Origin of the sequence: Sphingomonas sp. BGYR3 (genome assembly GCF_025153455.1) — a bacterium.
In the GTDB taxonomy this organism is placed as follows: Bacteria; Pseudomonadota; Alphaproteobacteria; order Sphingomonadales; family Sphingomonadaceae; genus Sphingomonas.
Genome location: NZ_JANZNT010000001.1, coordinates 2461091 through 2476402, shown reverse-complemented (window position 1 = coordinate 2476402; position 15312 = coordinate 2461091). Strand labels below are relative to the sequence as shown.

The following is a 15312-nucleotide window of genomic DNA, read 5'->3' as shown; positions in this document are numbered from 1 at the left end:
GAACGCAGCAACTCTACCTTGCCCGCGTCCTTGTCCACGCACACCACGTCATGCCCGAAATCCGCAAAACACGCCCCGGACACCAACCCCACATAACCCGAACCTATCATCACCAGCTTCATGCGACGTTTCCTTGAGCGTGAGGATGGACCGCCTCAGCCTGTCCCCTGCCCGCCCATGGGCAGCAGGGATCAATGCCGTTCGTGCCGAAAATCATCGGCGGCGGATTATATTGCAACGCAGCACACCGCAATCCTTCAGGCCGGGATTGCTGTCCTTGGATGGGGCAGGCCGTGGCCTATGGGTGGTCGCCGGTTATTTGCGCGGCTTTCGCGCGACCATTCCGTCCCAGATCGCCTTGACGGTAAAGCCGAATGCCATGGAAAGCGACAGCACCACGCCGACGACAAGGGGCATTGCGCGGTAATCGGCACCCATGTCCGCAGGGCCGACCGCGCCGCTCGGCTCAGTCGTCACCGGCAGCGGCACGACATTCGTCGTCTGGCGCAGCGATTCCAGCGTCTGCGAATCGAGCGGCTGTTCGAATTGAAAGCCATAAAAGGGCGCTTCCGACCAGACGACGGACGCGACCCGGCGGCCCATGCCGGCCACCCCGATCATCACGGTATCGTCGGCCCGCAATTCGACCGTGCAGCGGGCCTTGAACCCCGTGGCCGATATGTTCAGCACCTCGACATCGACAGGCTGCCGGTCCACCCGCATCGTCGCGGCGACGTTGAGATCCCGCCGCGGGGAACGATCAAGCACGCTTATGGTGGCGGAAAGGCCCACGAACGAAACTCCTGTCTGTCAATTGGCGGCGACCCTGCCCGACAGACGTTAATTTTCCGCTAGCCCCGCCCTGCATCGCCCCGCCGCCACCCGGAGGCGAGTGGATTGCGGGACGAGCCGTGACCCACTGTCCCACGCGCGCGGAGATTACGGTTGCACCTGTAACTTGATGCTGGCTAGTCGAGGCGACGAAATCGGGCGCTGATGGATGGAGCAGCGTCAGGATCGAGGGATGGAATTGATGCGCAAGGGATTCACTCTCGCCTGGCGCAAGGGCTTTATCTTGGACGAGGAGCTGCGCCGGGTTGCACAGCCGCTGCGCACGTCCGGCCATGGCGCCTATCTGCCCGAATTGCTGGAGCGCGATCGGCAATGGAACTGATCCCCACCCGGATCGATGGCGTAAATATCGTCGAGCCAAGAATTCATGGCGATGTCCGCAGCTTGTTCATGGAAAGCTGGAACCGGCGCCCGCTGGCCGAGGCTGTCGTTTATCCATGAAGGCCCTGATCACCGGCGCGGGTGGCCAGCTTGGGCGCGCCCTGATCGCGAGCACCCCGGCGGGTGTCGATGCGATTGCGGTCGATCGCGCAAGCCTCGACGTCAGTGACGGCGCGGCCGTCGCCGCCCTGGTCACGGCACAGCGCCCTCAGCTCATCCTGAACTCCGCCGCCTATACCGCGGTGGACCGGGCGGAAAGCGAAGTGGCGCAGGCCATGGCGATCAACGGCGAGGCCGTGGGCCATCTGGCCGATGCGGCGCGGGCAGTTGGTGCCCGGCTGGTCCATGTATCCACCGATTTCGTGTTCGACGGCATGGCGAGCACCCCCTATCCGGTGAACGCGGCCTATGCGCCTCTCTCCGTCTATGGCCGGTCGAAGATGGAGGGGGAGATCGCGGCCCGCCGAGCGCCCGACGCGCTGATCGTGCGCACGGCATGGGTTTATGCGGCGCAGGGGCATAATTTCGTCCGCACCATGCTGCGCCTGATGCGCGAGCGTGACGAGGTAAAGGTCGTCTGCGACCAGATCGGCACGCCCAGCCATGCCGGCGGCATTGCCCGGGCGCTGTGGGAACTCGCCAGTGCAGGGGTGTCGGGCACGCTGCATTACACCGACAGCGGCGTTGCCAGCTGGTACGATTTTGCCGTCGCAATCCAGGAAGAGGCGCTGGCAATCGGATTGCTGGATCGCGCCGTGCCGGTCCACCCCATCCCCTCCTCCGCTTTTCCGACGCCCGCCCGGCGCCCGTCCTTTTCCGTGCTGGACAAGGAAGCGACCTGGGCCGCGCTGGGCTGGCGGGCGCCGCACTGGCGCGTCAATCTGAGATCCATGCTGAAGGACCTTCGCGACCATGGCTGAACTGCTCGTCACCGGCGGGGCCGGCTTTATCGGTGCCAATTTCGTGCATTACTGGCGCCAGCATCACCCCGATGACGGTATCACCGTGCTGGACGCGCTGACCTATGCCGGCAATCGCGCCAATCTGGACGGCCTTGACGGGGTCGAACTGGTGGTCGGTGACATTTGCGATACTGCACTGGTCGAAGGTCTGCTGGCCGATCGCGGCATCGGCACCATCGTGCATTTCGCGGCGGAAAGCCATGTCGACCGGTCGATCACCGGCCCCGATGCATTCGTGACCACCAACGTCATCGGGACGCACAGCCTGTTGAAGGCCGCGCGCAAGGCGTGGCTGGACACCGGCACCGGCCGCCCGCACCGGTTCCATCATGTGTCGACGGACGAGGTGTACGGATCGCTCGGCCCGGACGATGCAGCGTTTTCCGAAACCACGCCCTATGCGCCCAATTCGCCCTATTCGGCGTCAAAGGCGGGGTCGGATCACCTGGTCCGCGCCTATCACCACACCTATGGGCTGGAAACGACGACCAGCAACTGTTCGAACAATTACGGCCCCTATCAGTTTCCGGAAAAGCTGATCCCGCTGTTCCTGCTCAACGCGCTGCATGGCCGGTCGCTGCCCATCTATGGCGACGGCATGAATGTGCGCGACTGGCTGCACGTCGAGGATCACTGCAACGGCATCGAACGCATCCTGCTGCAGGGGCGGATCGGCGAGACCTATAATGTCGGCGGCGGCCAGGAACTGCCGAACCTTGAGGTAATTGCCGAGATCTGCCGCACCGTCGACCGCGCCTTTGCCGCCGATCCCACGCTGGCGGCGCGCTATCCCGATGCCCCCGCCGCGCGGGGTGAACCGACCGACACGCTCAAGACCTTCGTCACCGATCGCAAGGGGCATGACCGCCGCTACGCGATCGACGAAACCAAGATCCGGGGCGAACTTGGCTATGAGCCGCGCCGCACCTTTGCAGAAGGATTTGCCGAGACGCTGGCCTGGTATCTGGCGAATGAAAACTGGTGGCGCAGCCTGCTGCGCTAGGGCATATTCGGGTCATGGGTCGATACGGGGCGTGGCGAACCGGCCACACGGGTATGAAGCTGGCACTGGCGGCTGTGGCTGCCGGTCTCGCCGGATGTGGCGGCGGATCGGGCGGGGGCAGCGCATCGGCGCCGACGCCGACACCAACGGTCACGCCAACCCCGACCACCTCGGCGCTCCCCTATACCGCATCCATCCGCGTGGCATTCATCGGCGCGTCGATCACGGCCGGGACCAGCGACACCAGCCGTGTCTGGGCCAATCAGACCGCCACCTGGCTTCGCTCGCAATATAGCAGCGCCACGTCGCAGAATTTCTCGCTGCCCTACACGACGTCGCAATTCGCCGCCTATCGGATGGAAGAGGATCTGCGGGGGTTCGTGCCAGACCTGGTGTTCGTCGAATTTGCGGTCAACGACCTGCTGCTCGATGAGAATGGCCGGGTCCGCTATACCGATGCGCTGATCGCCAAGCTGCGGCGGGCGAATCCGCGGGTGATCATCGTCTATGTCGCCGCCACCAATGCGCTGGACGGGTCAAGCCGCCTGGCCAACACCGTCCCGGCCCATATCCGCCAGCTCCGCGACGTCGCCACGCGCAATCAGGTGCATTTCATCGATGCGGGCGCGGTCATGTGGGACCGGGTGCGCAGCGGCGGCGGATCGATCCTCAGCTATCTGCCCGACGGCATCCACCCGAACGATGCGGGATCGGACATCTATTTCGCGGCGGTCCGCGATTCGCTGATCAGCTATCTGCCAACCGCTGCGGTCGGCCCGGCAACGACCAGCTATATCGCGCAGACCCGGCTGGACGGGGCCGCGATTCTGCCGGCCACGCGCGCGGCGGCAACAGGCTGTTCCATCACCAACCAGACGGCGGCCAACAGCTATTGGCGCTTTGCCCAGTCGCTGACCTGTCAGGGCGGCAATCAGTTCACGCTGGACTTCACCGGCACCAGCGTCGGTTTCGTCTATGGCGCGGGCCGCGATACGGGCGCGCTCAGCTGTTCGATCGACGGCGGCCCGGCGCAGACGATTACCCTGTTCGATCCGGAATTTCCGGCAAGCGGCCTGTTCCTATACGCCAATCTGCTGACCGGATTTTCGGATGGTGCCCACCGGGTCAGCTGTTCGGTCAGCAATACGCGGCCAACGGTGAACGGCGTGACATCGACGGGGACCAGCGTGGTGATCAGCGGGTTCATGACCAGCAGCGAACGGCCGATCCCCTAACGCGACCGGCCCAGCACATGGTCGATCGCCTGATCCAGCGAATCGCCCCATGCGCGCCAGTTCAGCCGTTCCTCATAGGCAGTGCGTGCCGCGCGGCTCATCGCCAGATAGGCCGCGCTGTCGGACCAGGTGCCGATGATCCGTTCGGCATAGGCGTCCGGTCCGTCCTCCAGCGACAGCAGATGCCCGGTCACGCCATTATCGACCACGCTCGGCACGCCGCCGGTCGTGGTGGCGATGACCGGCAGGCCATGGGCCGCCGCCTCGCAGAACACGATCCCGAACGCCTCCTGCCGGGTCGGCATGATGAAGAATGCCGCATCGCGCATCACCTGCGCAAAACGCGCGGCATCGGCCGGGCTCGATTTGTCCAGCCGGCCATGCACGGTCACGCCGTCGATGCCGCGCGCCTCGGATGGTGAACAGCCGATAATGTCCAGCGTCGCCTCGACACCGCGTGCACGCAGCGCGCGATAGCTGGCCAGCGCCAGCGGCCCGCCCTTGCGGTGCCAGTCATAGCCGACAAAGACCAGCGAGACGCTGCCCTGGGATCGTCGGATTTCAAATGGCGGCGTCTGGTCAAGATTGGCCCCGAACGGCACGACGCGCATCCGTTCTTCCGGCACGTCGTACAGGTCGGCCGCCGATCGCATTGCCCAGTCGGATGCGAACAGCATCATGTCGATTTTGGACAGCAGGCGGCGGTGATCCTCGTTCCCGCGACGCAGCGCGCCGCCGCGAAACGATTCATACTTGCTGTAATAGGCGCAGATCGTCGCAAACAGGCCGTCGGTGACGTGAATGACGGGGCAATCAACCGTGGCATAGGCCAGTTTGTGCGACGCGCCGATCGACAGGATCACGTCGGGCCGGATGGCATCCAGCTGTTGCTGGACGATGCGGGCGGAAAGCCGGGCCATAGTCCGACTTTGGCGGATGGGGATGCCCCATGCCTCCAGCGGCCCGCCGCGTTCGGCAACGGCATCCAGACGCGGCGTATCGATCAGCGCCGCATCGGGATAACGGCGCAGAACTTCACGCCATGTCGAAAAGGGAATGCTACTCCACGAGCTTCGCAGCATCGGGGTGGACAATGCGACAAACGCTAGGCGCACATTGTCACTCCACGACGATCCATGATGCTGCTACTCACCCCCGCAGACGTCACCGAAAAGCAAAGTGATCATGCCCCGGACCATTTCCGTGCTTGTGCCCGCCTACAATGCGTCGGCAACGATTGAAAGCACGATTTCATCGGCACTTGCGCAGTCTCATCGGGATCTTGACGTCATCGTGGTGGACGATGGGTCCACCGATGCAACGGCGGAAATCGTGGGCGGGATCGCGGCGCGGGAGGGCCGGGTGCGCCTGATCCGCCAGGCCAATGGCGGCGTTGCCCGCGCGCGCAACACCGCGCTTGCCGCCGCACAGGGCGACTGGATCGCCCCGCTGGACGCTGACGACCTGTGGCATCCGGAAAAGCTGGCCCTGCAACTGGCCGCATTGCAGAGCGCGCCGGACGGGACGGCGCTGTGCTACAACTGGTTCCGCCGCATCGACGGCGGCAACCGGGTGTTTCCGGGTGCGCCCTCACCCGTGGTCGAGGGTCATGTCTTTCACCGCCATCTCGACTGGAACTTCATTTCGAACGGCAGCACGCCGCTGGTCCGCGCGGACGTCGCCAGGGAAATCGGCTATGAACCGGCACTGGGGGACAGCGGCAATCCGGGGGTGGAGGATTATCTGTTCCAGCTGCGCATCGCCCGCGGCCATGGCTTTGTCTGCGTGCCCGCCTATCTGACCGGCTATCGCCGAGCAGGCGGCGGCATGTCCAATCAGGTGGCGACCATGATCCGCTCGCATCTTCAGATGTACGCCATGCTCGCGCCCATCGCAGGCGACGATGCCCAGCCGATCATCCGGCGACAGATGGCGCGCCTGCACGTCGAACATGCCCGCAACCGGTTCCGGCGATCCTTGTGGAAGGACGGGATGACCGCGCTGGCAAAGGGGTTCCGCGCCGATCCGGCGATGGCGGTGCAGACGCTGGGCAATGAGGGACTGGCGATGCTCGCGCGGGCAGGCGGCGGCGATGCGGCGGCCGCGACGCGCCTGTTCGAAAACTATGCCGCTGACGAACCGGACGGCCCGTGGGACAGCAAACGGTCGCCCGATCGGCTGCGCTGGCTGGAATCGCTGGACCGGAAATGGGCGCTGTCCGCCTGAAACCGGCGGCTTATTTGCCCAGCCAGGTCGGGGCGCCCCGCTCGCCCCGCATCGCCGCCCACCAACCCTGCAGGCCGTACCCGATCTGCCGCCACGCACGCTTGCGCGCAAACCGCAGCACCATGTACGCCGGTGCCAGCACCGCAACGACCGGCAGCCGCGCCGGAAAGTGATCGCGCGTCACATGGATGCGGTTCCGCTCGTCCAGATACACGGGCAACCGGGACCGGTTGCGCAGGTCATTGGCCCAGCCGGTGGTCGTCCCCTGATGGTGCAGCACGCGCGCATCGGGCGCAAAGCCCAGCTTGATCCCCGCGCGCCCGGCCCGCAGGAACCATTCGATCTCTTCGGCATAGAGGAAATAATCCTCCCTCATCTCGCCAACCACCGTCAGGAAGCTGCGGCTGACCAGCATCGATGCACCCATCAGGTAATCCTGCTGACCGGCGATCATCGCAGGGTCGATCGAATCGCCCAGCCGCCCCCCTGCCCCCAGCGACCCCGCCCGGGCAAGCCATCCATGCCATTGACCGCCCAGCGACTGGATGCGGCCATCGGCATAATGGAGAATGCCGCCCACCGCGTCGCAATCGCCCTGGGTCAGGACCGCCGCCAGCGCGGCCATCGCGCCCGGTTCGGGTACCGTATCGGGATTGAGCACCCACCATGCATCGGCATCCGGCGTGGCCCGCAGGCCCAGATTGACGCCGCCGGCAAAGCCGGGATTGTCGGCATGGATGACCCGCACCGGCTGACCGCCCGGCAGCACGGCAGGGATCGCCTCGATCATCCGCTCTGCATGAGCAGACCCGCCATTTTCACAGATGACCACTTCGAACGCGGAATGGGTCGAACGCGACAGCGCATCGACGCAGCGCGTCACATCCTCGACATTGCGATAGGAAACGATGACGACGGCGATCTTCACTGCCCGCCCCCCATCAACAGCGCCCAGGAATCGGCAAATCGCCAGAGCCGCAGCCGGACCAGCGTGGCGATCGCGCGGCGGCGCTCCCCGTCATCGGCCAGCGCGCCGGATCGCATCACCTGCACCGCATGGGGCGCGATCGACAGCGGCAGGGCGAATGAACGGACCGCCCAGCGCAGCCTGCCCAGCGGCCGTCCCTTTTGCAGGTTGAATGCCTCGACATTCAGCCGCTTCCACTTGTGCAGCAGTTGCGGCCAGTCTGCCCGGGCCGGATGGGCGACGGTGGCATCGGCGGCATAGGTGATGGCATAACCCGCCTGCCGCGCGCGGACGCACCAGTCCAGATCCTCCGACACCCCGTTGCGGAACGGGCCGACCGCGTCGAACACCCGACGTTCGCAGAACAGGTTGGCGGTAACGCTGAACCCCTTTTCCTCGACATATTGCCGGTTGTTGAACGCGAATACGGTTTCGAACGCCTCGGCCCCGGTGCGCGGTGCGCCGTCATTGCGCTCGATCATCACGACCATGTGCCCGCCGGCAAAATCCGCCCGGTCCAGCGCGGCCACACCGGCGCTGATCCAGCCCGGTTCGGGCAGGCAATCGGCATCGGTAAAGGCGAGCACCCGGCCGTTCGATGCCGCAACACCGGTATTGCGTGCGGGGCCGGCGCCTTTTTCATGGGCGATCACGATGCGCGCGCGGCCGGCGACGATCCGTTCCAGCTCGCCTGGCGGCAACGGACTGCCATTGTCCGCGACGACGATCTCGACCTGATCCGCCGGATAATCCTGCGCCGCCAGCGCTGTCAGGCAGCGATCCAGCCGGACCGGGTCGTTATAATGGGGAATGATGACCGATACGGTCGGCATGGACGGACCCGCCATGGATCAATGCGACTTGATGGCGCGATGCCGGGCAAGATCGTCGGCCAGATGCGCGATCAGCGGCTGGTGGTCGGTCGTCACGAACCGCTGCGGGCGCTGGCGCGCTTCCTTCAGCGCCACGGCAAGTTCTTCGGCATTGTTCGCCATCGACACCAGCCCGCGCTCGACAAACGCGGTCGTGATCTCGCTCTGATGGTCGTCATAATGCTCGCCCAGCGCAAATCGGCGCGGCACGACGATCACCTTGCACCCCTCGCGCAGGGCGGTGATGATCGATCCGGTTCCGGCATGGCACACCACGATGCTGGCCCGGCGCAGGATCGATCCGACCCGATCGAACGGCAGCGCCTCGTGCGCCTCCATCCCCTCGCCCTGGGGCAGCGGGCCGCCATCGCCGGTCTGGAAGATCACGTCCTCCGGGATCAGGCCGCGCTGCTTGGCATCCGCCACCATTTCGACCAGCCGGTCGAACCGCAGCGTCGCGCCCACCGTGGCGAACAGCAATGGCTCCTTGGGCTGTTCTTCCCGCTCCAGTTCGCGGAGCGGATCAAAGGCGATGGCCCCCGGCCAGTTTTCGGCTGAAATGCGCGACTGGGCGACCCGCATATGGGCCAGCGGTCGCGCGATCCGGGCAAAGGCGGACGGTCCGCTGAACCGCGCAAAGGAATCGATCAGGATGATCCGCGATCCCATCAGCCGGGCAAACAGCGTGACGAAAAACATCGACCCCGCGCCGGTCGTGATGACCAGACTGGGCCGTTCCTTGCGGATGATCTTCAGGCTTTGAGCCGCATTGCGAAACGCCGCCATCAGCATATGGATGGGCGCACCCAGCCGGGCCTGGCCCAGCGCGACATGAGCGACGAAATGCGCCCGGGATTTGGCGGCGACCGACCGGCCGAGCGCGGTGTCCTCGGTTACAAAGAAATGATCCTCGCCCTCGTACAGCGCAGTCAGATCGAACAGCTGGCGCACATGGCCGCCGCCCGATCCGGCAAGGCAGATCCGGGTCCGGTCGACCCCCGCCTTCTGCGCATCTGTCCGGTCAATCGTCGCCTGATCATTCATCCTGGATCGATCCGAGCTTGGCTGACAACAGCGTCAGATAGGTCGGCACGCTTTCCTCGCGAAAATGGAACTTCAGCGGCTCGTCGTCGATCGGGGCCAGCAGGCCGTGGCGGTCGATGAACCAGTTGCGGACGGTGGCAGCCTTGGCCTCGTCCTCCACTTCGGCCCGGCCCAGCGCGCTCAGCGCCTTTCGCGCGAGCGAGACGAGGAAGGGGCCATGCCCCTCGGCATAGATGCGGTCGATCGCATGAAGGCTGCGCTCGCTCACCCGCTGGCGCAGCTGATCCACAGCGAGCGCGATTGCGTCGTTCACATGGGCATCGGTCACCGACAGCGCATTGCTGTCCACCGCGCCGAACGAGGCATATTGGCCCAGCATGCTGGCGATATAGGGCGATCCCTGCGCCGCCTCGATCACCCGGTCGATCGCCGTCTGGCTGAATGTCAGCCCGGACATGTTCTGACCGATGCGGATCAGGCTGCGGACCTCCTGCTCCGTCATCGGCGCGACGGGCAGGCCGATGATGTTGCGGCGGATCGACGGGATATAGCCGATCAGCTCGGCCAGGTTGCTGGCCACCCCGGCCAGCACCAGCTGCACCCGGATCGACCGGTCGGACAGGTTCTTGACCAGTTCGGCGATGTTGCGGCGGAACTCGCCGTCCGAACTGCGGTCAAATTCGTCCAGCATCACGATGACGCGGGAATTGGAAATGTGGGAAAACAGCGCGCTGATCTGACCGACGGTCAGCTCGCCAGGCGGCAACAGGTCGCCCATCGTCTTGCGCTCCTCGACGGTCGAGGAGGTGGGATCATAGCGTTCGTCCAGCAGCGCGGGGATATTGGCCGCGATGGCGCGGAAGGTTTCGGTGAACGTCTCGTCCTGACCGCAGCTGTGATAGCAGATGTGATAATCCGCCTCGCGCGCGACCTGGGAAAAGATGCGGAGCAGCGATGTCTTGCCGATGCCGCGGTCGCCATAGACGACGACGTGCAGCCGCTGATCCTCGATCGACCGGATCAGGCTGCGCAGCGCATCCTCGCGCCCTGCAAACAGGCGCAGATTGTCGACCGGCTGGGTCGGCGTGAACGAATCGCGTACCCGCGACCGCAGCGACGATCGCAGCGTGCCTGCCTGACGGCTTTCGCTGGCCGATCCGCGAAACCGGGGCAGGTTGTCCTTTTGCACGTTCCGGTCCTTGACGATCGGCAAGGGCGCCTCTGCCGCAATGGCGACGCCGTCCTCGGCAGCCGCATATTGCGGTGCAGCAAGCTCTTCGTCGTCCTGCTTGCGCCTGAACGGATTATACCAAGCCAAGACTATTGCCTCCTTGCCCCATCTGCGAATTTGGCCGTGCCCCTCCGGGCGACGTGCGGCGATCGGCCACGCGGCAGCCCGTGCGTAATTCTTTTATCGCCGCGATATTTCTGTATGGCGGTGCAGCACAGATGTCCATTGAAAGGATCGCGCATGGCCGCCCCCGGCCGAAACAGAATTTACATGGCGTCGATCGTCTTTTGTCAGGTCATCGTGTTTCTCCGCTATGTTGCCCTGGCTCGGATTCTTGGGCCGGATCAGGTCGGTTTGATGAGCATTCTGGTGCTCACCGCCTCGCTTTTCGAACTGATCACCGACTTTAGTGTCGACCGGTACCTGGTTGTCAGCCCCAAGGGCGACGACCCCCGGATGCAGCGCGTATCGCACGGCATCACCGTGGTTCGCGGCGTCCTGATCGCCGGGATGATGCTGGTGTCCGCCATTCCGGTGGCGCAGCTCTATGGGGAACCGTCCATCTATCCGTCGCTGATGGTTCTGGCCGTCTATCCGCTGATCGCCGGTTTCGTTCACAATGATGTCCGCACTGTGCAGCGCAACATGAACTTCACACCTGAAGCGATCGTGAACATCTCGGCCGAATGTGTCGCCTTTGTCGTCACCGTGGCGACCGCGTTCGTCACGCAAAGCTATACCGCGATCGTCGTCGGCCTGATCGCCCGGTCCATCGCACAACTGATCGCGACCCATGCGGTCGCGCATCGCCGGTACGAAATCGGCTTTGACCGCGATTATCTGCGGCCGATGGTGCTGTTTGCCCTGCCGCTCTCGCTGAACGGCCTGCTGCTCTATGCATCCGGCCAGGGCGACCGGCTGGTGGTCGGATCGCTGGTCGGCACGCGCGAGCTTGGCCTGTACGCCTCCACCCTGCTGCTGATCCTCTATCCCAGTTCGATGGTCGGCCGGTTTTTCATGAACACCGCGCTGCCGACCATCTCGAAAACGGTGTGGTCAGAAGGCGGCGCCGGGGACAGCGTGCACCGGCTGGGCGTCCGATTCGCCCTGTGGACGCTGGCCATGGCGCTTGGCTTTGCGATCGTGGCGCCGTTCGCCGTCCCCGTCCTGTACGGCGCGGCATTTCAGTTGCCGCTGGTCGTCATCGGCCTGATCGGGATGCTGCAGGGCACCCGATTTGCCCAGCAATGGCTGGGCACGTCGTTCATGGCGATCGACCGGACGCGCGGCACGCTGACGCTCAACATCGTGCGGATTGTCGGCGTGCTGCTGTGCCTGCCGATCATCATTGCCCATCCGACGCTGACCGTCGTCGTCTCGACCGTCTTTGCGGCAGAGGCGGCTGCGCTGTTTATCGGCATCGTGCTGGTCAACCGCGCGATGAAGGTCCGCTGGTATCGCGGCATGGGCAATTTCGGCGCAATCCTGCTTATCCTCATCCTGTTCAACGCGGGTGTCGCGCTGATGATGGAGGGTGGCCAGGCGACCGGCCCGGCTCTGCTGGCGGCATCGCTGATCCTGATGATCGGATGGCTGATCTATCGCCGCACCATCATCCTGGACGAGCTATCGGCATTGCCCGTGATCGGACCACGGCTCATCGCACGCCTGCGCTGAACGTCACCGGGTTCGACCGCAAATGCAGGCGGCAAAGCGGTGCCTGTCCCATCCAATGCTGCATTAATGCTGACTAAGTGCGCACATCCCGCTAGTGCGGTGCGGCGAAAGAGGGAAACGGAATAGATGAACCAATTGCGCTTGGCCCTGCTGTCGAACGAAAAGCTTCATCCGGAGCTGAACTGGACGACGCTGGCCCCGCCAATGTTTTCGGGTCTGTCCGCGCTGGTGCCAACCGAAACCGTCGCACCGGAACCGTTTTCCTGGGATCGCCCGTTGGCGATGATGGAGCAGGTGCGACAGGCACGGACCTGCGATTTCACCTTCGGGCTTCAGCGCAGTTCCCGCCTTGAAACGCCGCTGCTGGCGATTGCCAATCTGGCGCTGGGAACCCGAAAATCGGTGTTCGTCATCGACCCCTGGCGGCATATGCTGTCAAAGCTGACGGTATCGATCCGGGCCCAGAATATCGCGGCCTGCTTCATTCCCTACAAGGAAGCCTTTGCCATCCTGAAAGGAATGCCGGGCGGCGATCGCGTCCATTATCTGCCGTTCGGTATCGACACAAAGGTGTTCACCGAACGAAAGGTGGAAAAGGACGTCGACATTTTCTGGATGGGCCGTCGCTACGCGCCGCTGCACAACGCGATCGAACGGTACTGCGACGCGCATAACCTGACCTATCTGTATCGCGAAAAGACGGGACCGATCGAGGATCCGCAGGAACTGGGCCGGCTGGTCAGCCGCAGCCGCTATTTCGTGGCGACGCCGCCCGATCTGGATGATCCGGCACGCACCGGGGGGTTCAGCCCGCTGGTCATGCGGTATTTCGAGGGGCTGGCCGCGGGCACGCGCCTCTTGGGCGTGCTGCCCCGATCGGGCGAATTCGAGGATTTCGTGCCGCGGGAATCCTTGCTCGCAGTGGCGCCTGATGGTTCCGACTTTGCCGAAAAGTTCGAGGCGGACCAGCAATCGGAAACGGGATGGAACGCATCGCGCGCTGCCGCCAAAACGGTACGCAACCACCACTCGTTCGACGCCCGCGCGAAAGAGATCGTGCGCGTCCTGGGTACCCTGTAAGCCGCTTCCGGCTCAGCTTTTGGCAGCAGCTTCCCGCCGCTGGCGCTGCACGCGTTCGATCAGCACCAGGCTCATGCCGAGCAGGATATACACATAGCTGTGATTTTCCTGTGCGCTCAGCACGGACTTGATGATCAGGAAATTGACCATCGAAATCAGCAGCGGGCCGATAAGCTCGGTTTCGGAATCATGCGCATAGGGCAATGCCCTGGCCAGCAGATAGATTACCCCGATCGTCATGGTGAAAAAGGCGATGAGGCCGATGACACCATATTCAAGCGCCGCGCTCAGATAATAGGAATCGATCGACGCCAGCCCGTTGTTATCGATATATCCCAGCACACGCCCGCCGCTGCCCATGCCCCAGCCCCATGGCCGCTGGATCACCTTGGGCACGCCCAGGCCGTACTGGATCTTGCGCGCCTCGGTGCTGTACTGCGCAGCCCCGCCGCCCCACACGCGGATGCGCACCGCATCCACCGTAAAGCTGGACGCGATGGCCAGCATGAACATCACCGGATAGGCTACCAGGACGGCCATGGCGACCAGGTTCCTGGGCGAGGCACGCCAGGTGCGATACGCCCAGAACAGCAGATACAGGCCGACCGAGATCATCACGCCCAGTACCGCCAAGCGGGAGTCCGTCGCCTTGATGCAGTACAGCATGATCAGGATGGTGAGGACCGCCGCGATCCGGGTGATCCATTTGCGCGACTGAACGACCAGATGCAGCATGAACGGCATGGTCAGCGCCATGAACTCGGCAAAGCCGAGGCTGGTCGTGAACTTGCTTTGCACCCGATAGATGCCGCTGGCCGCGCGGGACGTGCCGGCCAGAAAGCGCTGCACCGCCTCGTCCTCGATCTGCAGAAAGCTGGGGATATGCCCGGCCCACAAAACGCCGCGCTTCCGCGCTTCCAGAACGCCGATGACGCAAACGACGACCGTGATGCCCCACAGCACGCGAACGAGCAGCGTTGCCCGTCCCTGGGGGTACAGCACGATGCACGCCGCAAAGAACACCGACGTCCACGCCATCTGTGCAACCAGAAAGCGGTTCAGCGCCTGGGTCGGCAAAAAGGCGACCGGAATGTTGAGCAGGGTGACGGCGATCATCACCGCCATGGATATCCAGACGATCTTGCCGGCGTTCAGCACGTCGACCACCCGGCGCCGCACCACCGGCGACATGGACAGGGTGACGATCAGCACCAGCATCAACGGCACGCCGGTCAGCCGGATCATCGTGATCCACGGCATTCCGGGCAGCGTCAGCGCCAGATAATCGGGCCAGACGAGCAGGCCGATCAGAAACGTGAACAACAGGATCGACAGCGTGCGGATCGGCGTGCCCGGCACTTCCGGCAACAACCACAGCACCAGGCCGCCGATGATGGCGACCACCGCCCCCATGACGCCCGCCGACACGGGAAAGCCCCAGGACCAGACGCCGCCGGCGACGAGGGCCAGGATCGTCAGCAGCAACGGCATACGGCCGCGCAGGTCCAGCGTCGGGCTGGGCCGGTGATACGGCGGCAGAACGATGTCGATTCCTGCCTGCCCGATCGGCGTCGCGTTGGGAAAGCTAGTCGGTCGGTTCACCCATCACCTGTCTGGCACCTGTGCCGCACGCGCGGCATGCGGGCTATGGCAGCGCCTACACCAACCCTTGCCGCAGTGCGAGGTGTTTATGCCCCGGCACACGGCCGGATGCGTCCCGGGCCGCGACATGGCGATGCCAAAAGGGGGGCCGATCCGCATGGAACGCCCCCCGATTGCACC

The 15312-nt window shown here is 64.5% G+C and carries 16 protein-coding genes; 8 read left to right on the top strand and 8 right to left on the bottom strand.

Translation table 11 applies throughout. The annotated features are described in order from the left end of the window. Together NYR55_RS11740 and NYR55_RS11735 are read right to left on the bottom strand one after the other, a co-directional pair. On the bottom strand, positions 1-122 hold a 122-nt coding region (locus NYR55_RS11740), incomplete at its 3' end, for a hypothetical protein (protein ID WP_260021497.1). A 193-nt stretch (positions 123-315) separates the two neighbouring features. Next, positions 316-792 (bottom strand): PilZ domain-containing protein, encoded by a 477-nt coding sequence (locus tag NYR55_RS11735; protein WP_260021496.1) that lies wholly within the window; start codon positions 790-792, stop codon positions 316-318. Between the two features lie 241 nt (positions 793-1033). Here NYR55_RS11735 and NYR55_RS11730 point away from each other — a divergent pair, with 241 nt between their 5' ends. The 5 genes from NYR55_RS11730 to NYR55_RS11710 are packed head-to-tail and all read left to right on the top strand — an operon-like array spanning position 1034 to position 4433. Next, positions 1034-1174, top strand: coding sequence for a hypothetical protein (locus tag NYR55_RS11730; RefSeq protein WP_260021495.1), 141 nt, complete (start codon positions 1034-1036; stop codon positions 1172-1174). Next, complete coding sequence (locus NYR55_RS11725; RefSeq protein ID WP_260021494.1) at positions 1165-1293, top strand: dTDP-4-dehydrorhamnose 3,5-epimerase family protein; 129 nt, start codon at positions 1165-1167, stop codon at positions 1291-1293. The genes NYR55_RS11730 and NYR55_RS11725 overlap by 10 nt, the downstream gene beginning before the upstream one ends. Beyond that, the gene (gene rfbD / locus NYR55_RS11720; protein ID WP_260021493.1) at positions 1290-2153 is read left to right on the top strand and encodes a dTDP-4-dehydrorhamnose reductase; all 864 of its coding nucleotides are present in this window, start codon (positions 1290-1292) and stop codon (positions 2151-2153) included. Before NYR55_RS11725 ends, rfbD begins: the two co-directional genes overlap by 4 nt. Continuing rightward, the gene (gene rfbB, locus NYR55_RS11715) at positions 2146-3198 is read left to right on the top strand and encodes a dTDP-glucose 4,6-dehydratase (protein WP_260021492.1); all 1053 of its coding nucleotides are present in this window, start codon (positions 2146-2148) and stop codon (positions 3196-3198) included. The genes rfbD and rfbB overlap by 8 nt, the downstream gene beginning before the upstream one ends. A gap of 14 nt (positions 3199-3212) precedes the next feature. Next, positions 3213-4433, top strand: a complete 1221-nt coding sequence (locus NYR55_RS11710) for an SGNH/GDSL hydrolase family protein (RefSeq protein ID WP_260021491.1) — start codon at positions 3213-3215, stop codon at positions 4431-4433. On the opposite strand, the gene NYR55_RS11705 is transcribed toward NYR55_RS11710, so the two are convergent. After that, positions 4430-5515 (bottom strand): glycosyltransferase family 4 protein, encoded by a 1086-nt coding sequence (locus NYR55_RS11705; protein WP_260021490.1) that lies wholly within the window; start codon positions 5513-5515, stop codon positions 4430-4432. The two genes, NYR55_RS11710 and NYR55_RS11705, sit on opposite strands and share 4 nt — an antisense overlap. A 103-nt stretch (positions 5516-5618) precedes the next feature. Here NYR55_RS11705 and NYR55_RS11700 point away from each other — a divergent pair, with 103 nt between their 5' ends. Further along, positions 5619-6659, top strand: a complete 1041-nt coding sequence (locus NYR55_RS11700; RefSeq protein ID WP_260021488.1) for a glycosyltransferase family 2 protein — start codon at positions 5619-5621, stop codon at positions 6657-6659. A gap of 10 nt (positions 6660-6669) precedes the next feature. Here the strand turns inward: NYR55_RS11700 and NYR55_RS11695 are convergent, their stop codons facing one another. The 4 genes from NYR55_RS11695 to NYR55_RS11680 are packed head-to-tail and all read right to left on the bottom strand — an operon-like array spanning position 6670 to position 10860. Continuing rightward, entirely contained in the window at positions 6670-7587 is a 918-nt protein-coding gene (locus NYR55_RS11695; RefSeq protein ID WP_260021487.1) for a glycosyltransferase family 2 protein, read from the bottom strand. Beyond that, complete coding sequence (locus NYR55_RS11690) at positions 7584-8459, bottom strand: glycosyltransferase (RefSeq protein ID WP_260021486.1); 876 nt, start codon at positions 8457-8459, stop codon at positions 7584-7586. The genes NYR55_RS11695 and NYR55_RS11690 overlap by 4 nt, the downstream gene beginning before the upstream one ends. Before the next feature lie 18 nt (positions 8460-8477). Further along, positions 8478-9542, bottom strand: a complete 1065-nt coding sequence (locus NYR55_RS11685) for a glycosyltransferase (RefSeq protein WP_260021485.1) — start codon at positions 9540-9542, stop codon at positions 8478-8480. Beyond that, positions 9535-10860, bottom strand: coding sequence for an ATP-binding protein (locus tag NYR55_RS11680; RefSeq protein WP_260021484.1), 1326 nt, complete (start codon positions 10858-10860; stop codon positions 9535-9537). The genes NYR55_RS11685 and NYR55_RS11680 overlap by 8 nt, the downstream gene beginning before the upstream one ends. 114 nt (positions 10861-10974) lie before the next feature. Between NYR55_RS11680 and NYR55_RS11675 the strand changes: the two genes are divergently transcribed. After that, positions 10975-12450: an oligosaccharide flippase family protein gene (locus NYR55_RS11675; RefSeq protein WP_347709670.1), complete on the top strand. Its 1476-nt coding sequence runs from the start codon at positions 10975-10977 to the stop codon at positions 12448-12450. Positions 12451-12576: 126 nt separating this feature from the next. Continuing rightward, complete coding sequence (locus tag NYR55_RS11670; RefSeq protein ID WP_260021482.1) at positions 12577-13530, top strand: glycosyltransferase; 954 nt, start codon at positions 12577-12579, stop codon at positions 13528-13530. A 12-nt stretch (positions 13531-13542) separates the two neighbouring features. Here the strand turns inward: NYR55_RS11670 and NYR55_RS15000 are convergent, their stop codons facing one another. Then, on the bottom strand, positions 13543-15132 hold the full coding sequence (locus NYR55_RS15000) for an O-antigen ligase family protein (protein WP_260021481.1): 1590 nt from the start codon (positions 15130-15132) through the stop codon (positions 13543-13545). Positions 15133-15312 lie beyond the last annotated feature (180 nt).

Excerpts from the sequence above, each read along its gene's own strand:
- NYR55_RS11685 (WP_260021485.1), bottom strand. The coding sequence starts at position 9,542 with ATGAATGATCAGGCGACGATTGACCGGACAGATGCGCAGAAGGCGGGG.
- rfbB (WP_260021492.1), top strand. The coding sequence starts at position 2,146 with ATGGCTGAACTGCTCGTCACCGGCGGGGCCGGCTTTATCGGTGCCAAT.
- NYR55_RS11725 (WP_260021494.1), top strand. The coding sequence starts at position 1,165 with ATGGAACTGATCCCCACCCGGATCGATGGCGTAAATATCGTCGAGCCA.
- NYR55_RS11670 (WP_260021482.1), top strand. The coding sequence starts at position 12,577 with ATGAACCAATTGCGCTTGGCCCTGCTGTCGAACGAAAAGCTTCATCCG.
- NYR55_RS11700 (WP_260021488.1), top strand. The coding sequence starts at position 5,619 with ATGCCCCGGACCATTTCCGTGCTTGTGCCCGCCTACAATGCGTCGGCA.
- NYR55_RS11690 (WP_260021486.1), bottom strand. The coding sequence starts at position 8,459 with ATGCCGACCGTATCGGTCATCATTCCCCATTATAACGACCCGGTCCGG.
- NYR55_RS11675 (WP_347709670.1), top strand. The coding sequence starts at position 10,975 with ATGGCGGTGCAGCACAGATGTCCATTGAAAGGATCGCGCATGGCCGCC.
- NYR55_RS11710 (WP_260021491.1), top strand. The coding sequence starts at position 3,213 with ATGGGTCGATACGGGGCGTGGCGAACCGGCCACACGGGTATGAAGCTG.
- NYR55_RS11705 (WP_260021490.1), bottom strand. The coding sequence starts at position 5,515 with ATGCTGCGAAGCTCGTGGAGTAGCATTCCCTTTTCGACATGGCGTGAA.
- rfbD (WP_260021493.1), top strand. The coding sequence starts at position 1,290 with ATGAAGGCCCTGATCACCGGCGCGGGTGGCCAGCTTGGGCGCGCCCTG.
- NYR55_RS11730 (WP_260021495.1), top strand. The coding sequence starts at position 1,034 with ATGCGCAAGGGATTCACTCTCGCCTGGCGCAAGGGCTTTATCTTGGAC.